At 63.1% G+C, this 20528-nt stretch carries 18 protein-coding genes; 8 read left to right on the plus strand and 10 right to left on the minus strand.

Features of this window, described 5'->3' with window-relative positions; all coding sequences use genetic code 11:
• Window positions 1–4: 4 nt before the first annotated feature.
• The 3 genes from NKH90_RS27730 to NKH90_RS27740 all read left to right on the plus strand — a co-directional run bounded on the left by NKH90_RS27730 (window position 5) and on the right by NKH90_RS27740 (window position 5065).
• Entirely contained in the window at window positions 5–1474 is a 1470-nt protein-coding gene (locus tag NKH90_RS27730) for a sensor histidine kinase (protein WP_352822212.1), read from the plus strand.
• Window positions 1474–4440: a bifunctional [glutamine synthetase] adenylyltransferase/[glutamine synthetase]-adenylyl-L-tyrosine phosphorylase gene (locus tag NKH90_RS27735; RefSeq protein WP_352770688.1), complete on the plus strand. Its 2967-nt coding sequence runs from the start codon at window positions 1474–1476 to the stop codon at window positions 4438–4440. Before NKH90_RS27730 ends, NKH90_RS27735 begins: the two co-directional genes overlap by 1 nt.
• A 145-nt stretch (window positions 4441–4585) precedes the next feature.
• Window positions 4586–5065, plus strand: coding sequence for an EF-hand domain-containing protein (locus NKH90_RS27740; RefSeq protein ID WP_352770692.1), 480 nt, complete (start codon window positions 4586–4588; stop codon window positions 5063–5065).
• A 50-nt stretch (window positions 5066–5115) separates the two neighbouring features.
• On the opposite strand, the gene NKH90_RS27745 is transcribed toward NKH90_RS27740, so the two are convergent.
• Together NKH90_RS27745 and pepN are read right to left on the minus strand one after the other, a co-directional pair.
• Window positions 5116–7443 carry a PAS domain-containing sensor histidine kinase gene (locus NKH90_RS27745; protein WP_352822215.1) on the minus strand — a complete coding sequence of 776 codons (2328 nt, stop codon included), beginning with the start codon at window positions 7441–7443 and terminating at the stop codon, window positions 5116–5118.
• A gap of 189 nt (window positions 7444–7632) precedes the next feature.
• Window positions 7633–10278 carry an aminopeptidase N gene (gene pepN / locus NKH90_RS27750; protein ID WP_352822218.1) on the minus strand — a complete coding sequence of 882 codons (2646 nt, stop codon included), beginning with the start codon at window positions 10276–10278 and terminating at the stop codon, window positions 7633–7635.
• A 154-nt stretch (window positions 10279–10432) separates the two neighbouring features.
• Between pepN and NKH90_RS27755 the strand changes: the two genes are divergently transcribed.
• Complete coding sequence (locus NKH90_RS27755) at window positions 10433–10657, plus strand: hypothetical protein (RefSeq protein WP_352616908.1); 225 nt, start codon at window positions 10433–10435, stop codon at window positions 10655–10657.
• Window positions 10654–11631 carry a DMT family transporter gene (locus NKH90_RS27760; RefSeq protein ID WP_502897762.1) on the plus strand — a complete coding sequence of 326 codons (978 nt, stop codon included), beginning with the start codon at window positions 10654–10656 and terminating at the stop codon, window positions 11629–11631. Before NKH90_RS27755 ends, NKH90_RS27760 begins: the two co-directional genes overlap by 4 nt.
• Here NKH90_RS27760 and NKH90_RS27765 read toward each other — a convergent pair whose 3' ends face one another.
• The 3 genes from NKH90_RS27765 to NKH90_RS27775 all read right to left on the minus strand — a co-directional run bounded on the left by NKH90_RS27765 (window position 11632) and on the right by NKH90_RS27775 (window position 14116).
• On the minus strand, window positions 11632–12447 hold the full coding sequence (locus NKH90_RS27765) for a helix-turn-helix domain-containing protein (protein ID WP_352770701.1): 816 nt from the start codon (window positions 12445–12447) through the stop codon (window positions 11632–11634). It abuts the gene before it with no gap.
• Between the two features lie 105 nt (window positions 12448–12552).
• On the minus strand, window positions 12553–13434 hold the full coding sequence (locus NKH90_RS27770) for a uracil-DNA glycosylase (RefSeq protein WP_352822220.1): 882 nt from the start codon (window positions 13432–13434) through the stop codon (window positions 12553–12555).
• Between the two features lie 37 nt (window positions 13435–13471).
• Window positions 13472–14116, minus strand: coding sequence for a hypothetical protein (locus tag NKH90_RS27775; protein WP_023677808.1), 645 nt, complete (start codon window positions 14114–14116; stop codon window positions 13472–13474).
• On the opposite strand from NKH90_RS27775, the gene NKH90_RS27780 reads away from it, so the two are divergent.
• From NKH90_RS27780 to NKH90_RS27790, 3 genes are all read left to right on the plus strand, one after another.
• Window positions 14067–14249, plus strand: coding sequence for a hypothetical protein (locus tag NKH90_RS27780; RefSeq protein WP_198023574.1), 183 nt, complete (start codon window positions 14067–14069; stop codon window positions 14247–14249). The two genes, NKH90_RS27775 and NKH90_RS27780, sit on opposite strands and share 50 nt — an antisense overlap.
• 106 nt (window positions 14250–14355) lie before the next feature.
• Window positions 14356–16035 (plus strand): electron transfer flavoprotein-ubiquinone oxidoreductase, encoded by a 1680-nt coding sequence (locus NKH90_RS27785; protein WP_352471023.1) that lies wholly within the window; start codon window positions 14356–14358, stop codon window positions 16033–16035.
• A 111-nt stretch (window positions 16036–16146) separates the two neighbouring features.
• On the plus strand, window positions 16147–16743 hold the full coding sequence (locus tag NKH90_RS27790) for a DUF922 domain-containing protein (RefSeq protein WP_352770709.1): 597 nt from the start codon (window positions 16147–16149) through the stop codon (window positions 16741–16743).
• A 30-nt stretch (window positions 16744–16773) separates the two neighbouring features.
• Here the strand turns inward: NKH90_RS27790 and NKH90_RS27795 are convergent, their stop codons facing one another.
• The 5 genes from NKH90_RS27795 to NKH90_RS27815 all read right to left on the minus strand — a co-directional run bounded on the left by NKH90_RS27795 (window position 16774) and on the right by NKH90_RS27815 (window position 20417).
• Window positions 16774–17811, minus strand: a complete 1038-nt coding sequence (locus tag NKH90_RS27795) for an endonuclease/exonuclease/phosphatase family protein (protein WP_352770712.1) — start codon at window positions 17809–17811, stop codon at window positions 16774–16776.
• Between the two features lie 80 nt (window positions 17812–17891).
• Window positions 17892–19394 (minus strand): AMP nucleosidase, encoded by a 1503-nt coding sequence (locus tag NKH90_RS27800; RefSeq protein ID WP_352540756.1) that lies wholly within the window; start codon window positions 19392–19394, stop codon window positions 17892–17894.
• A gap of 80 nt (window positions 19395–19474) precedes the next feature.
• A complete protein-coding gene (locus NKH90_RS27805) occupies window positions 19475–19669 on the minus strand; it encodes a hypothetical protein (RefSeq protein ID WP_352454349.1) in 195 nt (64 codons plus the stop codon).
• A 41-nt stretch (window positions 19670–19710) separates the two neighbouring features.
• Complete coding sequence (locus NKH90_RS27810; RefSeq protein ID WP_023677802.1) at window positions 19711–19863, minus strand: hypothetical protein; 153 nt, start codon at window positions 19861–19863, stop codon at window positions 19711–19713.
• Window positions 19864–20072: 209 nt separating this feature from the next.
• A complete protein-coding gene (locus tag NKH90_RS27815) occupies window positions 20073–20417 on the minus strand; it encodes a DUF2147 domain-containing protein (protein WP_023677801.1) in 345 nt (114 codons plus the stop codon).
• Window positions 20418–20528 lie beyond the last annotated feature (111 nt).

Below are 20528 nucleotides of genomic sequence, written 5' to 3' on the forward strand. Positions count from 1 at the left end.
CCCCATGGCTCTTTCCGTGCCGGCCATCATGAAGACGACGGCAGCGCGGCTTTCGGCGCTCTACTTCCTGCTGTTCGCCATCTGCGCGGTGCTGCTCGTGTTCTACATGACCTCGCTGTCGGCGCGCATGCTGACCGGCCAGACCCAGGACACGATCAACGACGAGGTGCTCGGCCTCGCCCGCGCCTATCAGCGCGGCGGCCTCCCGCTGCTGGTCCGCGTCGTCGAGCAGCGCTCCCGCCAGCCCGGCGCCAATCTCTATCTGATCGCCGATGCCAACGGCCAGATCCTGACCGGCAACGTGCAGAGCCTGGAGCCGGGCGTGATCGAGGCCGAGGGCTGGACCACCGAGCCGTTCTCCTACCGCCGCTTCGGCGAGGGCGAACTCGAGCGGCAGCGCAACCCGGTCTCCGACCCGAACGAGCCCGCCCAGAGCGAAGTACAGGCCGAAGGCGAGAAGGGCCATAACGCCATTGCCCTGGTGCTGCGCCTGCCCAACCAGATGATCATGCTGGTCGGCCGCGACCTCGGCGAGCCGGAGCGCTTCCGCGCCGTCATTCGCCGCGCTCTGATGCTGGCGCTCGGCATGATGGGCGTCGGCGGGCTGCTGATCTGGTTCTTCGTCGGGCGCGCGGCGCTGAAGCGCATCGACAGCGTGTCGGAGGCGAGCCGCCGCATCATGGGCGGCGATCTTTCCGGCCGGCTGCCGGTCACCGGCGCCGGCGACGAGTTCGACCGGCTGTCGGAAAACCTCAATTCCATGCTGGCCAGGATCGCCACGCTGAACGAGGGCCTGAAGCAGGTCTCCGACAACATCGCCCACGACCTGAAAACGCCGCTCACCAGGCTGCGCAATCGCGCCGAGGCGACGCTTTCCGGCAAGCACAACACCAGCGACTACCGGCAGGCGCTGGAAGGAACGATCGCCGAATCCGATCAGCTGATAAAGACCTTCAACGCCATCCTGATGATCTCGCGACTGGAAGCCGGCTATTCCTCGGAAAGCACCACGAGGGTTGATCTGGCCGCTGCCGTGCACGACGTCGTCGAACTCTACGAGCCGGTAGCGGAGGAGGCGGGCGTGACGCTCGAAACTTCGGTGCAAGGTTCCTTCGCCGTCAACGGCAATCGCGAGCTGATTGGCCAGGCGCTGTCCAACATCGTCGACAACGCGATCAAATATTCGACCGACTCGACCTCCAGGCCTATGGTTCGCGTGACGCTGGAGCGTGTCGGTAGCGAGATCAGACTCGCCGTCTCCGACAACGGCCAGGGCATTTCCGACGATGTTGACCGCGCCAGGGTGACCGAGCGTTTCGTGCGGCTGGAAAAGAGCCGCTCGCAGCCGGGATCCGGCCTTGGCTTGAGTCTCGCCAAGGCGATCATGACATTCCACAATGGACGGCTTGAGCTTCTGCCCGGCAATCCCGGATTGTCGGTCGTCATGAGTTTTCCCGGGCGGGAGGATCGCTGATGGTTGCGAGGATGGCAGTGCGACGCCTCGAAACGGACTGGCTGTTGAAGCCGGCGGTAGAGCTCGTTCCGCTGGATGCAAGCCGCGCCAGGCAGGAATTGTCGGAGATCGCCGACGCCGCGCGGCAAAAGGAACTGCCGCGACTGGCGAAATCTCTCGCCGGCAAGGGGGTCGTCCAGGATTTCCTCGCCGCCGTGTTCGACCTGTCGCCGTTCCTGCGCGATACCGCGCGCCGCCGGCCACGGATACTCGATGCGCTTTTCGACGGGAGCGTCGAGGCGCGGCTGTCATCGATCGGCGCCGCGGTCGACACGGCAGCACGCGTAGAGGCCGTCTCCGAAAGCAGCCTGATGATGGAGCTGCGCCAATGTAAGGCGGAGGCGCATTTCCTGATCGCCTTGGCCGATCTCGCCGGCGAGGCCGAGACCTCGCTGACGGTGCGGCGACTGAGCGACCTTGCCGACGCCTGCACGCGTGCGGCTGTCGATTTCCTGCTCCGCGACGCGCATGAGCAAGGCAAGCTCCGATTGCCGGATGCCAAAAATCCGGCGCGACGCTCGGGCTGGATTCTGCTCGGCATGGGCAAGCTCGGCGCGCATGAGCTGAACTTCTCCTCCGACATCGACCTCGTCGTCTTCTTCGACCCCGATGCGCCTGCCGTCGTCGATCCGCTCGATGCCACAGAGCTGTTTTCGCGCCTGACCCGCCGGCTTGTTCGTATCCTCCAGGACCGCACCGAGCACGGTTACGTCTTCCGCACCGATCTCAGGCTTCGTCCCGACCCCGGCTCGACGCCGCTGGCGATCCCGGTCGAGGCGGCGCTGCGCTACTATGAGGCGCGCGGCCAGAACTGGGAGCGCGCCGCCATGATCAAGGCCCGCCCGGTGGCTGGCGATCTTGCCGCCGGCGCCGCGTTCCTGAAGGAACTGCAGCCCTATATCTGGCGCAAATACATGGACTATGCGGCGATTGCCGACGTCCATTCGATCAAGCGCCAGATCCATGCCCACAAAGGCCATGGCGAGGTCGCGGTCAAAGGCCACAATGTCAAGCTCGGTCGCGGCGGCATCCGCGAGATCGAGTTCTTCGTCCAGACCCAGCAGCTTATCGCTGGCGGCCGCTTTCCCGAACTGCGCGGCCGCGAGACCGTGCCGATGCTCGGCGACCTCGCCGCGCGCGGCTGGATCACCGCCGACGCGCGCGATGCGCTCACCAGGCAATACTGGTTCCTGCGCCGCGTCGAACATGCCATCCAGATGGTTGCCGACCAGCAGACGCATATCCTGCCGGAGGACGAAGAGGGGCTGGAGCGCGTCGCCCGCATGCTGGGCTTTGCCGATGCGGCAGGCTTTGCCGAAACGTTCCGCGCGGCGCTGCACCAGGTCGAGCGTCACTATGCAGCGCTGTTCGAAACCGCGCCGGAGCTTTCGGCCGGCATCGGCAATCTGGTCTTTACCGGGGACGTCGACGATCCCGATACCTTGCAGACCTTGCAGCGGCTCGGCTTCCAGCGGCCGAGCGACATCTGCCGGGTTATCCGCGGCTGGCACTTCGGCCGCTACCGCGTCACCCGGTCGGCGGAGGCGCGCGAGCGGCTGACCGAACTGACGCCGGCGCTGCTGCAAGCCTTCGGTCAGACGCGGCGGGCGGACGAGGCAGTGATCCGCTTCGACGAATTCCTTGCCGGCCTGCCTGCCGGCATCCAGCTGTTTTCGCTGCTGCAGTCGAATCCGGCTTTGCTGAAGCTGATGGCGACTATCATGGGCGCGGCACCGCGGCTGGCCGCCATCATCACGCGCCGGCCGCATGTCTTCGATGGGCTGCTCGATCCGGCGCTGCTGAGCGAACTGCCAAACCGCGCCTATCTGTCGGCGCGCCTTGCCGCCTTCCTCGAAGGCGACAGAGCCTATGAAGACTTGCTCGACCGGCTGCGCATCTTTGCTTCGGAGCAAAAATTCCTGATCGGCGTCAGGCTGCTTGCCGGGTCGATCGACCCGCCGCGCGCCGGCCGCGCTTTTTCCGATCTCGCCGACCTGACCATCGAGGCGGCATTGCAGGCGGTGATGGCGGAATTCGCTTTGCGTCATGGCCATATTGCCGGCGGCCGGGTCGCGCTGCTCGGCATGGGCAAGCTCGGCAGCCGCGAACTGACGGCGGGCTCCGACGTCGACCTCATCCTGCTCTACGATCACGACGCCGATGCGGAGGAGTCCGACGGCGACAAGCCGCTTGCCCCGTCGCATTACTACAGCCGGCTGACGCAGCGGCTGATCGCCGCCGTTTCCGCGCCGACCGCCGAGGGCGTGCTCTACGAGCTCGACCTTCGCCTGCGGCCGTCCGGCAACAAGGGGCCGGTGGCTACCCATGTCGACGCCTTCAAGAAATATCAGCGCCAGGACGCCTGGACATGGGAGCACATGGCGCTGGCGCGCGCCCGCACGATCGGCGGCGATGCCGAACTCTGCCGCGAGATCGAAGGGGACGTTGCCGCAGTGCTCGCTCTGCCGCGCGATCCAGCCAAGGTGATGGCCGAGGCATCCGAGATGCGCGCCATGGTCGACAAGGAGAAGCCGCCGCGCGATCCCTGGGACATCAAGCTGATCCCGGGCGGCCTCATCGATCTCGAATTCATTGCCCAGGTTGCGCTGATCACCGGAAAGATCGAGGCAGGCCGCAGGGCCACCGGCACGGCTGAGGTCCTGTCGCGCCTGGCGCCGGATTTCGCCAGCGCGCAGGTCAGGCAGGAACTGGTGGATGCCTATTCGCTCTATTTGGCGCTGACCCAGATGATACGGCTTTGCCTCACCGGCGCGTTCGAACGCGACGACGTTCCGCCAGGGCTTTCGGATCTGCTTCTGGCCATCACCGACCTGCCGGATTTCGGGGTGCTTGAAGCGCATCTCGGGGAGACGTCGCAGAAGGTCAGAAAGGATTTCGACCTTCTGCTTCGTGCGAAACAACCGTGACGGCAACCAGCCGTACGGGCGAGAGCATCGGACCCAAAATTGCGACCTGCTTTGGGAGGTTCCGATGTTCAATCAAAGAGATGGAGCGGGGGATTGAAGGTCCGCCGCTCTAGCATCGGGGGTGACGATGCAACAGGAGAAGACCATGAGAAAGACAACCAGACTTGCACTCGTTTTCGCAGCCCTGGCCGGCGCCGTCGGCACCGCTGCCTATGCAGACGAGCACTCCGTGGCCGGGCCGCGCGACGGCATGATGATGCGCCTCGGCAAGGTCATGAAGGACAATGACGGCACGATCACCTTCGACCAGTTCTCCGACGCCATGAACGCGCGGCTGAAGAAGATGGTCGCCGACAATGGCGGCAAGCTGACCGTGGCACAGCTCGCCGACGCGCTGGAGAAAGCACGCTTCGAGCAGATGGCCAGGCGCATCATCGCCCGTTACGACACCAAGGGCGACGGCACGCTGACCGCCGATGACATCGCAAGCCGCCAGAAGAAGGTCTTTGCCATGCTCGACCGTGACAATGACGGGAAAATCGAGAAGAACGAACTGCCGAAGGGTCCCGGCGGTCACGGCCAATGGGACGGCGAGGGCAATGACGGCGCTGACGGCATGCAGTGAGAATTGATAACGCTCCGGCGGTGCGAGCCGCCGGAGACTTATTTTGTCATTCAGGCAGCCGCCTTGACCGCCTGCGCGGCTTTCTTGATCGGGATGCGTACCGAGACGATCGTGCCGGTGCCTTCGGTCGAGCGGATCTTCAAGGCGCCACCCTGAAGTTCGGCCAGCGAGCGCGAGATGGCGAGGCCGAGGCCGGAGCCGGCATGGCTCTTGGAGAACTGGTTTTGCACCTGTTCGAATGGCCGCCCGAGCTTGCTCAGCGCCGCCTTCGGGATGCCGCAGCCATTGTCCTCGATCGTCAGGATCAGCGCGCTGGAAATGCTGCGGGCTCTGACCGAGATGTGGCCGCCTTGCCCGGTGAACTTCACCGCATTGGACAGAAGGTTGATGAGGATCTGCTTGATCGCCCTGCGGTCGGCGAACAGCGTCAGCGAATCGGCGATGCGGGTTTCGACGGTGATCGACTTTTCCGCCGCCTGCAGAGAAACGACGCGAACCGTCTCCCTGATGAGCGGGCAGAGATCGATTTCTTCCTGATCCAAGGCGAACTGGCCGGCCTCGATCTTCGACATGTCGAGGATGTCATTGATCACACCGAGAAGATATTTGCCGCTTGCGTTGATGTCGGTGGCATACTCTTCGTAGCGCGGCGAACCCAGCGGCCCGAACAACCGCCGTTCCATCAGTTCCGAGAAGCCGATGATCGCGTTGAGCGGGGTGCGCAACTCATGCGACATGTTGGCCAGGAATTCGGATTTGGCCCGGTTTGCCGCTTCGGCGCGCTCGGTTTCCTTCATGTATTTGCGATTGAGTTCGACGAGCTCACGCGCCCGTTCTTCTTCCGCGCGGCGGGCAAGGCTGAGGTCATGGATTGTCGCCATCAGCCGGCGCTCGCTGTCGACCAGCTTCTCCTGGTGCAGCTTGATCTGGGTGATGTCGGAGCCGACAGAGACGGTACCGCCATCCCTTGTCCGCAACTCGTTCACCTGCAGCCAGCGGCCGTCGGCAAGCTGGCGCTCGAAGGTCACGCCTCCCTGCGGTCCGTTGGTGTTGGCAAGCCGCCGCTCCGAGGCGAAGGCCAGCATGCGTTCTTCCAGAACGGCGCGCGGAGCGCCCGGCATCACGTCGCGATCCAACAGGCCGTTGTCCTGCTGGTATTTGGAATTGCACATGATCAGGCACTCGGACGAATCCCACAGCACGAAAGATTCGTTGATGTTTTCGATGGCCGTCCTCAGGCGCAGGTCCGCCGCTTCGGAGCGCAGCGCCAGATGCCGCTGCTCGGTGACGTCGACGGCGATGCCGATCAGCTGGATCTCCGGCGCTTCCGGGTCGATAACGTGTGCTCTTGCGCGCATCCAAACCCATTGCCCGTCGGCATGGCGCATCCGGAACACCTGGTCGATATGGTCGATCTCGCGTGCGACGATCCTGTTGGCGAGTTCGAACAAATCGCCGTCCTCGGGATGAATGATTTCATCGACTTCGCCGAACGACAGCATCGTGTCACAAGGCTCGTAGCCCAGCATGTCGTACATCGAGCGCGACCAGTACATCTTGCCGCGCACCATGTCCCAATCCCACAGGCCGCAGCGGCCGCGTACCAGCGCCATGTCGATGCGCTGGTGGGCTTCGAGATAGATGCGATCGGCGGCCTGGGCGCGCGCCGCCTGGCCGAAATAGGCGTAGAGGATGATGATCAGCACACCGGCCGTCAGCACGAACAGCGTGACATTGAGTGACACCGTCTTGCGCCAGGCGTCAAAAACTGCCTCCCGCGGCACGAACGCTGCCGCGGCACCCTTTCGGCCGTTCGCCAGGCTCACTGCCGCGTACCAGTCCTGTCCGCCGATGCTGACCTCCATCACCCCGGCGCGGTCGCCGAACATGAACAGCGGCTGCCCGCCCTGTACGACGCCATCGAGCGACCGGCCCTCCCAGTGCATCGACTGCGGCGATACGGCAATGATCTTGAAGGCGCTATCGGTGATCGCCAGTACGTGGCTTCGGCCCATCGCGCCCTGACGACCGGTGCTCTCCAGCAGGTCCTGGATCGCACCTGGCGTGGAACCCATTGTCGCATCGGCAGCGATCGAACTGGCCAGTTGGCCGGCGGCCAGCGCAAGGATCGCCTTGGCGTCGCGCTCGATCTCGTCGCGCTCGTTCATCAGTGACAGAAAGCGCAGTACTGCGATGATCAACAGAAACATGATGATGAGGGCCGGTATCGATCGCCGCAACAGCGGCTCGGCTGCCAGCAGCCGTCGGTAGGCAGGTTCGGCGATTAGCCGCGTATTGCCCGCGAGACCGTCGCTTCGCGCCTCGCGCCGCCCAAAAGCCGTCCCACCGGGCGCGCCCCACGCGTCCGCCTTCGCCATAAATGGCACTCCCCGATTTTCTGTCCCGCTTGACGATCCGGCAACGCCGCACTTCCGAATCGTCACTAAAGAATCAAAGGTGATTCGCCTTGTCCAGAGGCGCGGCGAAAAAAGATTAAAAATCGACTAAAATAATGGGGTTTTCGAGTGGTCTTCCCTTTTTCCCACAAGGGGAGAACGGGAGGTCGCTTACGCCAGGGTGCGCTCGACGATGTCTCGCAAATCGGCCGACAGCTTCTCGGTATTGGCGATCGAAAGCAACGCCTCCCTTGCCTTGGCCTGCCGCACCGGTTCGAGCGAGCGCCACGACCTGAGCGCCGTCGCCAGCCTGGCGGCCACCTGCGGGTTGCGTTTTTCGACCTGCAGCACCGTTTCGACGAAAAGCCGGTAGCCTTGGCCGTCGGCGCGATGCAAGCCGGTCTGGTTGGCGCTGGAAAACGTGCCGATGAGTGCCCGTACCCGGTTCGGGTTGGCCATCGAGAACGCAGGATGGCCTGTCAAGGCGCGCACCGCGTCGACGGTTTGCGGGCCGGGCACGCTGGCCTGGATCTGGAACCATTTGTCCATGACCAGCGGATCGGTTGCATATTTCGCCTCGAAATCGGCCAGCGCCTTGGTCGCCTCCGGTGAGCCATGGTGACGGTGCGCAAGCACGGTCAACGCCGCGGCCCGGTCGGTCATGTTGGTCGCCGATTGGAAGTGCCCGGCGGCGAGTTCCGCACCTCCCGGCAGCAAGCACAGATAGTCCAGCAGGACATTGCGCAGCGCCCGCCGCCCGGCACTGGCCGCGTCCGGGCTGAACGGACCAGTGTCGGCGAGCCGATCGTAAAGTTTGGAGAATATCTCGCGGTTGGCCTCGGCGATCGCAACCGCCAGCGCCTCGCGCGCCGCGAAAATGGCGTCGGGGTCGATGTTCTTGCCGATGTCGCGGGCGATATCGGCCTCGCCGGGCAGCGCCAGCGCCAGTGCCCGATAGGCGGGTTCGAGCGCTTCGTCGCCGGCTGTCTTGCCGGCAAGCCCGGTCAGCCGGGCGCTGAACTCGGGTTGCCTGTGGTCCAGGATCTGGCGGAAGGCTGCAATCAGCGCATCGGTCAAAAGCGTGTTGAACGACTGCCAGCGCGAGAAGGCGTCGCTGTCGTGCCCAGCCAGAAAAAACTGGTCGTCGGGCCGCTGCTCGACCGAAAGTGTCACCGGCGCCGAAAAGCCGCGGTTGAGCGACATGGCTGGACGCTCGCCAATCCCGGAAAACCTGACGACATGGCGGCGTTTGCGGATATGGATGACACAGTCCTCGACGTTCGCCCCTTCGGCGCCGCTGTGGGCTATCGCCTCGCCACCGGCGCCAACCAGGCCGAAGGCAAGCGGAATGTGCATCAGCCGCTTGCGGCTTTCCGACGGCGTTGGCGGCACCGACTGCTCGATTTCGAGCGTGAATTCCCGCGCTGCCGGATTATACGCCGAACTGACGGTCAGGTTCGGCGTACCGGCCTGATGATACCACAGCGAAAACTGCGACAGGTCGCGACCCGAGACGTCTTCGAACACTTTGATGAAGTCTTCGATCGTCGCCGCCTGGCCGTCGTGACGTTCGAAGTAGAGGTCCATGCCGGCGCGGAACGTCTCGGCGCCGAGGATGGTATGGATCATGCGCACGACTTCCGAGCCTTTTTCGTAGACCGTCGCCGTATAGAAATTGTTGATCTCGCGGTAGCGGCGAGGCCGGACCGGATGCGCCAGCGGCCCTTGGTCCTCGGGAAACTGATGGGCGCGCAGCGTACGAACCTCGGCGATGCGCTTGACGGCGCGCGAGCGCTGATCGGCGGAGAATTCGTGGTCGCGGAAAACGGTCAGGCCTTCCTTCAGGCAAAGCTGGAACCAGTCGCGGCAAGTGATTCTGTTACCTGTCCAATTGTGGAAATACTCATGGGCAATGATGGCCTCGATATTGGCGAAATCGGCGTCGGTCGCGGTTTCCTGGTCGGCCAGCACATATTTGTCGTTGAAGATGTTGAGACCCTTGTTCTCCATTGCTCCCATATTGAAGTCGGACACAGCGACGATGTTGAAGACATCGAGGTCGTATTCGCGGCCGAATGCCTCCTCGTCCCATTTCATCGACCGTTTCAAAGCGTCCATGGCGTAGCCGGCGAGCCTCTCCTTGCCCGGTTCGACATAGATTCCGAGCTCGACCCTGCGGCCAGACAGGGTGACAAAACTGTCCGAGATCTTGCCGAGGTCGCCCGCCACCAGCGCAAACAAATAGGACGGCTTGGGGAAGGGGTCGTGCCAGACCGCATAGTGCCAGCCGCCGGCAAGCTCGCCGCGATCGGCCGGGTTGCCGTTGGACAAAAGCAGCGGCGCCTCATTGCGCTCAGCTTCGATACGCACCGTATAGACCGACAGGATGTCGGGACGGTCGAGGAAATAAGTGATGCGGCGAAAGCCTTCGGCCTCGCATTGCGTGCAATAGACGTCGCTCGAGCGATAGAGGCCCATCAGCGCTTCGTTCTGCGCCGGCGCCAACACGGTTTCAATTCTTAGCTGGAAGCGCCTTGTCGCAGGAGGGCTGATGATTGTCAGTTGATCGGCCGTGACGAGAAAATCCGCAGGGCTCGGCTCCTGGCCGTCGATGGCAATGCCGCGGAGCGTCAGCCCGTCGCCATCCAGCACCAGTGGCACCGACGCCGCAATCCCGTCGCGGCGTTCGACCGTCAGCACGGCGGTCACATGCGTTGCTTCAGGCGAAAGGCGGAAAGTCAGGCTGGTTTCCGGAATGAGATAATCACTGGGGCGATAGTCTTCGAGCTTGAAGACCTGGCCGGTATCTGTGCGCATTCCTTGATTTTTCCTGTCGATCCGGGTGCGGCGGGCGGGTCCGCTGGTCCAAATAATTTGAAGTCTGCGCTCTTTACACGAAACGCTCCCTCGACAAAACTGCAGCGACGTCTATTTCAGGCGATCATTTCCCAAGCATCATCGCGAGGCTTCCATGACCGTCGTCACGCCGAAATTCGGAACGAGCGCCTCTGTGTTGCGTCGCGAGGATGTGGCCTTCATCAAGGGCGCGCGGGAGGCGGGTACGATCGGGTCGACGCCTGCCGCGCTCAATGCGGTGACCGACGCGCACTACCGCACCTACGGCATCAGGCATATCGACATGCCGGCAACGCCGGCGTGCATCTGGGCGGCGATCGAGGAAGCAAGAGGGGCGTGACAGCCAGACCGGATTTGCCAGTGCTTGCAGTTGGCGACCTTGCCGGCGAGCACAGCACGCTGACCGGGATCTTGCTCAAGATCGTATCGGTGGCGGTCTTCGTCGGCATGTCGTCCTGCATCAAGGCGGCAGGCACCGTCCCGGCGGGCCAGATCGTCTTCTTCCGCTCCTTCTTTGCCATTTTTCCGATCATCGCCTTCCTCGCCTTCCAGGGAAAACTCGGAACCGCCTTTTCGACAAAGCGCCCGCTCAACCACATTGCGCGCGGCGTCGTCGGTGTCTGTGCCATGGGGCTCGGCTTCTTCGCGCTGACGCGGCTGCCGCTGCCGGAGGCGATCACACTGAACTACGCGCAGCCGCTGCTGGTCGTGGTGTTCAGTTCGATCTTCCTCGGCGAAGCCATCCGCATCTATCGCTGGAGTGCGGTTGCCGTCGGCCTGGTCGGGGTGCTGATCATCTCGTGGCCGGAACTGACGCTGCTCAGTTCGGGCGCTGCCCTTGGCGATCAGGAGGTGCTTGGCGTCATCGCCGCCCTGATAGCCGCGGCGATCTCGGCCATCGCCATGCTCCTGGTTCGCAACCTCGTCCAGAGTGAGCGGACGGCGACCATCGTGCTGTGGTTTTCGGTAACCGCGAGCGTCATGGCGCTGCTTTCGCTGCCATTCGGCTGGCAGGCGCTGACGCCAGCACAGGCGGGGCTTCTGATTGCCGCGGGTTTTTGCGGCGGGCTTGGCCAGATTCTGATGACCTCGGCCTATCGCCATGCCGAGGCTTCCGTCGTAGCACCTTTCGAATACACTTCGATGATCCTCGGCGTCGTCGTCGGCTATCTGGTCTTTGGCGATATCGCCACGATCAACATGCTGGTCGGCGGCATGATCGTGGTTGCGGCGGGGATTTTCATCATCTGGCGCGAGCGCCAGCTGGGTCTCGAACGCACCCGCACCCGCAAGGCCGTCGCGCCGGAAGGGTGATCAGCCCGCTGCGTCGGTCCGCTCTTTCGCCAGCCGCATCAGCACCGCCCGCGTCTGCTCGTCGGCGGGGAAAAAAGATTCGATCGCCAGCTCCGCCAGCGTCACGTCGAGCGGCGTGCCGAACACGGTGATGGTGCTGATGAACGACAGCACCGCGTCGCCATGGGCAAGCTTGAGCGGATAGACAATCGCGTTCGGTTCGACCGGCGCCGGCCGGCTGCTTTTAAGGCCGGACAGATAGGCCCGAAGCTCGCGCTCGAGCTCGACCAGAACCGGATCGGCGGCAGCGTCGTTCTGCCGCTTCAGCCGCTCCAGAAGATGCGTCCGCCATTCCGCAAGGTTGACGATGCGCGGCGCGATGCCGCCGGGATGCAGGCTGAGGCGCAAAACGTTGACCGGCGGCTTCAGCAGGGAGGCGTCGGCGACATTGGCGAGGAACGGGCCGATGGCGGCGTTCGCCGACACCAGGTTCCAATGCCGGTCGACGGCAAGCGCCGGGAACGGCTCGTGCGCCTTGAGCACGGTCTCGACCGCCGCCATCGCCGGTGCCATCGAGGCATCGTCAAGTGGTCGTTCGCTGAAGCTCGGGGCAAAGCCGGCGGCCAGCAGCAGCTGGTTGCGCTGCCTGAGCGGGATCGAAAGCTGCTCCGCCAGATGCAGCACCATGTCACGCGAGGGTGCGGCGCGGCCGCTTTCAACGAAACTCAGATGCCGCTGCGAGATCTCGGCCTCCATGGCGAGGTCGAGCTGGCTCATGCGCCGGCGTGTACGCCATTCGCGAATGAGACTGCCGGCGGAAATCTGGGCTGCTGTCATAACGAGATGACTAGGCCGGCAGTGGGCGCATTTCAATTACCTGCGAGATCATGATGCCGCCCTTCCTTCCTCGCGAGGGGAGGACGGAAGACGCGTTCTGCACCGTTACCCAAGTGCCCGCAACTTCGCCTTCACTTCGAGGAAATCCCGCCACGCCAGCTTCTTGTGCGCCGGCGTTCTCAACAAGTAGGCCGGATGCAGGGTCGGCATGGCGGGAATGGCGACGCCAGACGGGGTCGTGTGGACGCGCCAGTTGCCGCGCAGCCGCAATATGCCTTCGGAGGTGTTGAGCAGGGTCTTTGCCGACGGGCCGCCGAGATTGACCAGCACCTTCGGATTGACCAGTTCGATCTGCCGCTCGATGAACGGCCGGCAGATCTCGGTCTCGTGCGGTGTCGGCGTGCGGTTGCCCGGCGGCCGCCAGGGAATCACGTTGGCGATGTAGGCAGATGTCCGGTCAAGGCCGATCGCGGCCAGCATGCGGTCGAGCAGCCGGCCCGAGCGGCCGACGAACGGCAAGCCCTCTATGTCCTCGTCGCGGCCCGGTGCTTCGCCGACCAGCATCACCGCGGCAGTCGGATTGCCGTCGGCGAACACCAGGTTCTTGGCGGTGAATTTAAGATTGCAGCCGTTGAATGCCGCCATGTGCTGGCGAAGCTCGTCGAGGTTTGCCGCCGATCTCGCCAGTTGCCGCGCCAATGCCGCCTGCGCCTCGTCGGGCACCGTTGACATGGCCAGGGACGTTCGCACTGCCGGTGCCGTATTCGGTCTCTCGCCCATTTCGCCGCGCGACACGCTCGTCGAGCGATGAGGCGATGCATTTTCACCGGCCGGCAGAGCGGCCGCCGCAGGCACCCGCTCCGGCGGCCTGGCTTCTGCAAACCTGTTTACCGGCTGTTCTTCAAGTGCCTCGTCGACGCCGGCGCTGGCGTAGAAGGCCAGCAGCTCGGCGAGATCGGCTCGGCTAGTGTGGGGGGCGGCAGTCATGGTTTCACATTCGGCCGCGGAGCTTGAATTTGCAAGTTCAGCTCGACGGTATGCGCGGATCCTGCACCAGATAGAACGTCCAGCGCGGCGTGTAGTCGGTGATCAGGAAATAGAAGCTGGCGGTCTTCAGCGGGTCGATCTTGCCGTTCTTGAACAGCAGGCGGTCATACGGTTCGAAATTGCGGTCGAAATCGGCGTAGCTGCTCGACCAGATATTTTCGGGCGTTTTGTTGCGCTGGTCGAACGACAGGCCGTCGCCGAACACGCTCGGCTGGTCGAGGATCTCCTGGAGTTCGAACTGGAACTCGACCCAGGCTTGGCCGCTATTGTTGAGCACGTCGATGCGCATATACATCAGACCATTGGCGAAGTCTCCCGCCTTGCCGAACGGCTGGATCGGCCTTGTCGTGCGAATGGCCAGCGTTACCGGCGTCGCTGAATTCAGCTCTTCGGTGATGACCAGCGGATCCTCTTTCGTGCCGATGCCGGAAGCCCCGGTGATGCGGAAACCGCCGCGCTCGTCGGAAAAGGAATAGGCGCCGGTCGCCCAGACCAGTTGCTGCTCGGCACGGGCATCGAGGGCCGTCAGTGGCAGAAGCGCCAAGAGCGCCGCACGGCAAAACCGGCCGGGCGTGAAAAAAAAGCGCGTCGATGAAAAGCCAGCCGGCCCGAATATGCGCATGGCGGGAAGTATGGCCGATAAGCAAGCCGTCGAACAATTAAAAACATCAGTGCGACATATCTGTGCAAACGGAATAGGATTGAAGATTGATGCTCGTCACCGCGAATCTGTGCGGCAGGACGCGACTTTTTGACGAAATCGGTATTGTCACGTCCGCGCCGGTTTCCCGTCGCTATTTGATGCGCTATGCAGCGCGTGAGCCAGCAAGATGCCGGGAATAGCGAGCCAGTGAGGGATCGATGAGCGATATCGAACGCGAAAGCATGGAATTCGACGTGGTCATCGTCGGCGCCGGCCCGGCCGGCCTCGCCGCCGCGATCCGTCTCAAGCAGGTCAATCCCGAGCTTTCCGTCGTCGTGCTGGAAAAGGGCGGCGAAGTCGGCGCGCACATCCTGTCCGGCGCCGTCGTCGATCCGATCGGCATCGACCGGCTGCTGCCCGGCTGGCGCGAAGAGGAGGGTCATCCCTTCAGGACACCGGTCACCGACGACCATTTCCTGGTTCTCGGCCCCGCCGGTTCGTTCCGTCTGCCCAATATCCTGATGCCGCCGCTGATGAACAATCACGGCAACTATATCGTCTCGCTCGGCAATGTCTGCCGCTGGCTGGCGACCAAGGCCGAGGCGCTGGGCGTCGAGATCTATCCGGGCTTTGCCGCGGTCGGCCTGCTCTACAACGAGGCCGGTGCGGTCACTGGCGTCGTCACCGGCGACATGGGCGTCGAGAAGGACGGCACGCACGGTCCGGGCTTTGCGCCGGGCATGGCGCTGATGGGCAAATATGTCTTGATCGGCGAGGGCGCGCGCGGCTCGCTGGCCAAGCAACTGATCGCCAAATACCACCTTTCCGACGGTCGTGAGCCCGGAAAATACGGCATCGGCCTCAAGGAACTCTGGCAGATCAAACCGGAAAACCACCGGCCGGGCCTTGTCCAGCATTCCTTCGGCTGGCCGCTCGATTTGAAGACCGGCGGCGGCTCCTTCCTCTACCATCTCGAGGACAACCAGGTGGCAGTCGGCTTCGTCGTTCACCTGAACTACAAGAATCCCTATCTGTCGCCCTTTGACGAGTTTCAGCGCTTCAAGACCCATCCGGCGATCCGCGGCACCTTCGAGGGTGCCAAGCGGCTGGGCTATGGTGCCCGCGCCATCACCGAAGGCGGCTGGCAATCGGTGCCGAAACTGTCCTTCCCTGGCGGTGCGCTGATCGGCTGCGCAGCCGGCTTCGTCAACGTGCCGCGCATCAAGGGCTCGCACAATGCCGTGCTCTCCGGAATGCTGGCGGCCGAGCATGTCTGTGATGCGATAGCCGCCGGCCGCACCAATGACGAGCTGGCCTCCTACGAGGCCGCCTGGCGCGCCACCGATATCGGCAAGGACCTGAAGAAAGTGCGCAACGTCAAGCCGCTATGGTCGCGCTTCGGCACCATTGTCGGCGTCGGCCTTGGCGGCCTCGACATGTGGCTGAACACGCTGTTCGGCTTCTCGCCCTTCGGCACGATGAAGCACGGCAGGGCCGACTATGCGACGCTGGAACCGGCCGCCGCGCACCAGAAGATCGCCTACCCGAAGCCGGACGGGGTGCTGACCTTCGACCGGCTGTCGTCGGTGTTCCTGTCCAACACCAACCACGAGGAGAACGAGCCGGTGCATCTGCTCGTCGCCGACATGGACCTGCAGAAGCGCTCTGAGCATGACGTCTATGCGGGACCCTCGACGCGTTACTGCCCGGCCAGCGTCTACGAATGGGTCGACAAGGATGGCAATGCCGCCGCCGATCCTGCGGCCAAGGATGTGCGCTTCGTCATCAACGCGCAGAACTGCGTGCACTGCAAGACTTGCGATATCAAGGACCCGAACCAGAACATAAATTGGGTGCCGCCACAGGGCGGCGAGGGCCCGGTCTACCAGAACATGTAAGTCACAAGGTTTGCTCCGGACTAAACAAGATGAGGAGCAGCGCAACCGTAGGATTGTTGAATAAACCGCCTGCCTGTGTTTCCTTTCTGCGGCGACAGGGAGGAAGGAAAAATGCGCCTGGAAGTTCTGACGAGCGTTGTGGCGATCGGGGCATTGTGCGCCCCTGCAGCCTTGGCCGGCACTAAGGTGCTGGTCAAGACACGAACTTACAACATTGCCGGAACCACCGGCGCGGCCCTGATCGAGGCCATGGATCGCAGTGGGCCGAAGCACGGCTTCATGACCCACGCCATCGCGCAGACCGGCTACAGCGTCGATGATTGGACCTTCGACGCCCAACGGGAAAACGGCGTCTGCCGCCTGCGCCAGGCCAACGGGACGCTCAATCTCTTCTATACCTATCCCAAACTAGTCTCAGCCACGTCGCCTGCGCTGCAGAAGCGCTGGAAGCGGTTCTTCGCTGGCGTTCGCGCCCATGAAGAGACCCATGGCCGCATCGCCAGACAGATGATGCGGGCCACCGAAAAGTCGGTTCGAGGGCTGACAGTCGGTGATGACCCGCACTGTTTCGAGGCACGTCGCGAGGCAAAGCGCCGGATCAATGCCATCTATGCCGAATACGAGGCAAAGCAGATCGCCTTCGATGCGCACGAGCATCGCGACGGCGGCCCTGTCGAGCACCTCATCCGCGCTTTTGTGGGCCAGTAATAAGCCAGGTCGAGATTGGACTGCGGATTTTCAGCTTCGCGTCCCGCCAGGCAGCGCCGCAAGCGCGGTCGCCGTCTGGTGCTCGTCGAGCGGCTTTTGTTCATCCGACCGAAGCGAAAACTCCACCAGCACCGGCAGATGGTCTGAGCCGGTGTCCTCAAGGGTCGACGCCGAATGGATAACAATGGCGCCCTTGCTGAAGACCTGGTCGATCGGCAGTCCGGCGAAGCGCAGGAAATCCGGCAGCCTTCTGTAGAGCCAGGTCGGCCCGACCGACGGCATTACAGTCAGCTTGCCAAGCGATGCGACGCGCCGGACGGCGGCGCTCCATGGCGCTGCGTTGCAGTCGCCTGCCAGGATCGACGTCTGGCCAAGCGAGGCGATTTCGTCAGACAACCCTCCAATCTGCCGTGATTGGTTGTGCGGCCATGGCCAGGTGAGGTGGATGGCGGCGACATCGACGTCGGTTCCGCCGAAATCGACGGTGGCGATCGCCATCGCGCCGCGGCTGTCGCAGTGCGGCTCCGTGCCTATGCCAAACGGTCGTCTGGACAGCAGCGCAACGCCGAACACGCCATTGGGATATGGGCAGAGGATCCGGTAGGGATAGCCGCCGGATAGCAGCCCAAGCTTTGCCTTCCACGTTTCGGACACCTCGTCGAGGGTGATAACATCAGGCTGGGTCCGGCCGATCAGCGACAGCACCTTCTCAGGCGTTGGATTGTTGAACCTGAGGTTCATCTGCAGCAGGCGGTAGACTGGCTCGTCACCGAGTTTGGCTTCGTAGGCGGCCTGCACCTGCCATAGCCGCGAAAGCGGCAAGGCATTCTGCGTGGTGGCAAAGGAGGCTATCGCAAACAGCAATGCGACCGCGGCCTGCAGGCGAAACGAGGTGGCGAGCAGCGGCAGCGCGCAAAGCGCCATCAGCACCGAAAAATGGACGCGGAAATGAGCAAAGGAATCGAGGGCCGGATGCAGCGATCCGAAGAACCCGGCCACCAGCGCGGCCGAGAGTGCAAGCATTGCGACGAATGCCAGCGCAACCGTCATGTCCCGAACACGTGCCATCGCCTTGTCTATCGGCAGAAGTGCAGCTCAATCAAGATGACGAAATGTCCTGATCTGGACCGACACATGCGATTCGGCATTTACTGGAAGGCAGTTTCCGAAAAGCTCCTGAGTTTGCGCGAATGCAGTCGGTCCATCGGCATTTCAGCCAGCTTCTCCATCGCCCTGATGCCGATGGTCAGGTGCTGCGCTACTTGCCGCTTGTAGAACTCGGTCGCCATGCCCGGCAACTTCAATTCGCCATGCAGCGGCTTGTCGGATACGCAAAGCAGCGTGCCATAGGGCACCCGGAAGCGGAAGCCGTTGGCGGCGATCGTCGCCGATTCCATGTCGAGCGCGATCGCCCGCGACTGCGACAGCCGCTGGACCGGCCCGCGCTGGTCGCGCAGCTCCCAATTGCGGTTGTCGATAGTGGCGACGGTGCCAGTGCGCATGATGCGCTTGAGATCATATCCGGAAAGCCCGGTGACCTCGGCGACCGCTTCCTGCAGAGCCACCTGGATTTCGGCTAGCGGCGGGATCGGCACCCAGACCGGAAGATCGTCGTCGAGGACATGGTCTTCTCGTACATAGGCATGGGCCAGCACATAATCCCCGAGCGCCTGCGTGTTGCGCAGGCCGGCGCAATGGCCGAGCATCACCCAGGCATGCGGCCGGAGCACCGCAATATGGTCGGTGATCGTCTTGGCGTTGGAAGGCCCAACGCCGATATTGACCATGGTGATGCCGCCATGATTCGGCTTCTTCAGATGATAGGCCGGCATCTGCGGCAGGCGAGGCGGCGCAGCACCCTCACCGGGCGCGCCGTCCCCTGCTTTGGTCACGATGTTGCCCGGCTCGACGAACTCGACATATCCATCACCGCCATTGGCCATCAATTCGCGTGCACGGGCGACGAATTCGTCGATGTAGAATTGGTAGTTGGTGAACAGCACGAAGTTCTGGAAATGCTGGGGACTGGTCGCCGTATAATGCGACATCCGGTGCAGCGAATAGTCGATGCGTTGCGCGGTGAACGGCGCCAGCGGCCGTGCCTCGCCCAATGCCACTTCGAACGTGCCGTTGGCGATCTGGTCGTCGGTGCCGTCGAGATCCGGCACGTCGAACAGGTCACGGATCGGCCGTTTGATGCGCTCGGCAGCAGTCCCGTCGACATGCGTGCCTTCGAGGAAGGCGAAATGCAGCGGGATGGGAGTGGTCGATTCCGAAACCGTGACGGGAACGCCGTGGTTGCGCATGATCAGCCGAAGCTGTTCGGTGAGGTAGCTTTCGAAAAGAGCAGGCTGGGTGACGGTGGTTGAGAAATGCCCCGGCGTCGGCATGTGGCCATAGGCCTGCCGCGAGTCGATTTGCGTGAAGGAACTCGTGGTGACGCCGATCTCCGGATAGAAAGCCCGGTAGCGTTTGTTGTTGTCGCCGCCCGCGGCGAGCGCGGTAAATGAGTCGCGCAGGAACTTGGTGTTGCGGTCGTAAAGCACCTGTAGGGCGGCGACCGCCTTCTTGGCGTCGTTGAAGCTCTGCCGGCCAAACGGCTCCGGCGTGACCACCGATTCAATGGCTTGGGGATAGATTCGCTTTTCCATGACCCAATATAGAGAGTTGGACGCGCGGTTGGGAGGGGGTAAGGCGGCCTCAATACGCGCTGTCGGCGTTTTTCGGTCTGCTAGCCGCGCTGCAGGCTAACCAGCAGCACAAAGCCGAGGCCTGACTTCCTCAACGCAGGCGCCTCGATCGTCGAGCCGGCATTGGTGCGCATCGTCGGCACGGCCAGTACCGGTACCGAAAGAACAGTCAGGATGAGCGCCGCGCGCGGCAGCAGCCGAAGCGTCTTGAGGGTGTTGGCGGCGAGGCGGTTCATTGGCGTTTTGCTTTTCTCTAAAGGTTCAGCTCTTTGTCGTTTCAGTGGTGAAGATGGTTCAAGCAACCGAGTCGGCAGGAACTGGCGACGTCCCAGGAGCGGGACGGCCGGCCGGCTTCGGCGACAAGGACGGCGAACAACATGCCGAACAGACTCATCAGCAGGCAGACGATGGTGAAGCGGCGGGCAAGCATTGCGCGGTGTCTCCTTCAACACGCATGACAATGCCTTGCCCCGGCTGAACCGGCTCTGATCCCGGCGTTCATCTGCGGTTCAAAAATGGTTGATGATCTCTGAGAGGGTCCGCTGTGAGTGCAGCGACCCATGGCGACACCATGGCTGCGAGACCGATAACATGAAAACGGGCCGACTGGCCCCGCTCACCCCGGCAGGAAGGGCACGATCAGAGCTTGTGCCAGGTCTGGCTCTTGCAGATCAGCCCGCCGAGCACGCAGCCGCTCATCTTGAGAGAACTGCCGGAAAGCGAAGCCTTGCCCGAATAGGTCTTGTCGGTTTCCGGGTCGGTTATCGTGCCGGCATATTTGTTGTCGCCGGCAACCTTCAGTGAACCGATGTTCTTGCCGGCAAATTTGCCGGATTTGAGCGTAATCGAAAATGCCCCGCCGCCACCCGAAATGGCGGCAGTCGATCCGGCTTGCGTTTTCCAATTGCCTTCGATCGGATCGGCCCATGCCGCGCCGGTCATCATTATTGCGGCCGCGAGGGCCAGGCTCACTTGTCGAAACATGTCTTTCCTCCCTCAGGTAAGTCCAATCGGGCTCCGTCCCGGGTGTCTGCCCCTTACGCAAACGTAAGCTAGTCCAGCTCCCGGAAAAACAAAAGCGGTGCCGCCACGGAA

It is taken from the genome of Mesorhizobium sp. M0898 (genome assembly GCF_040319695.1).
GTDB lineage: Bacteria > Pseudomonadota > Alphaproteobacteria > Rhizobiales > Rhizobiaceae > Mesorhizobium.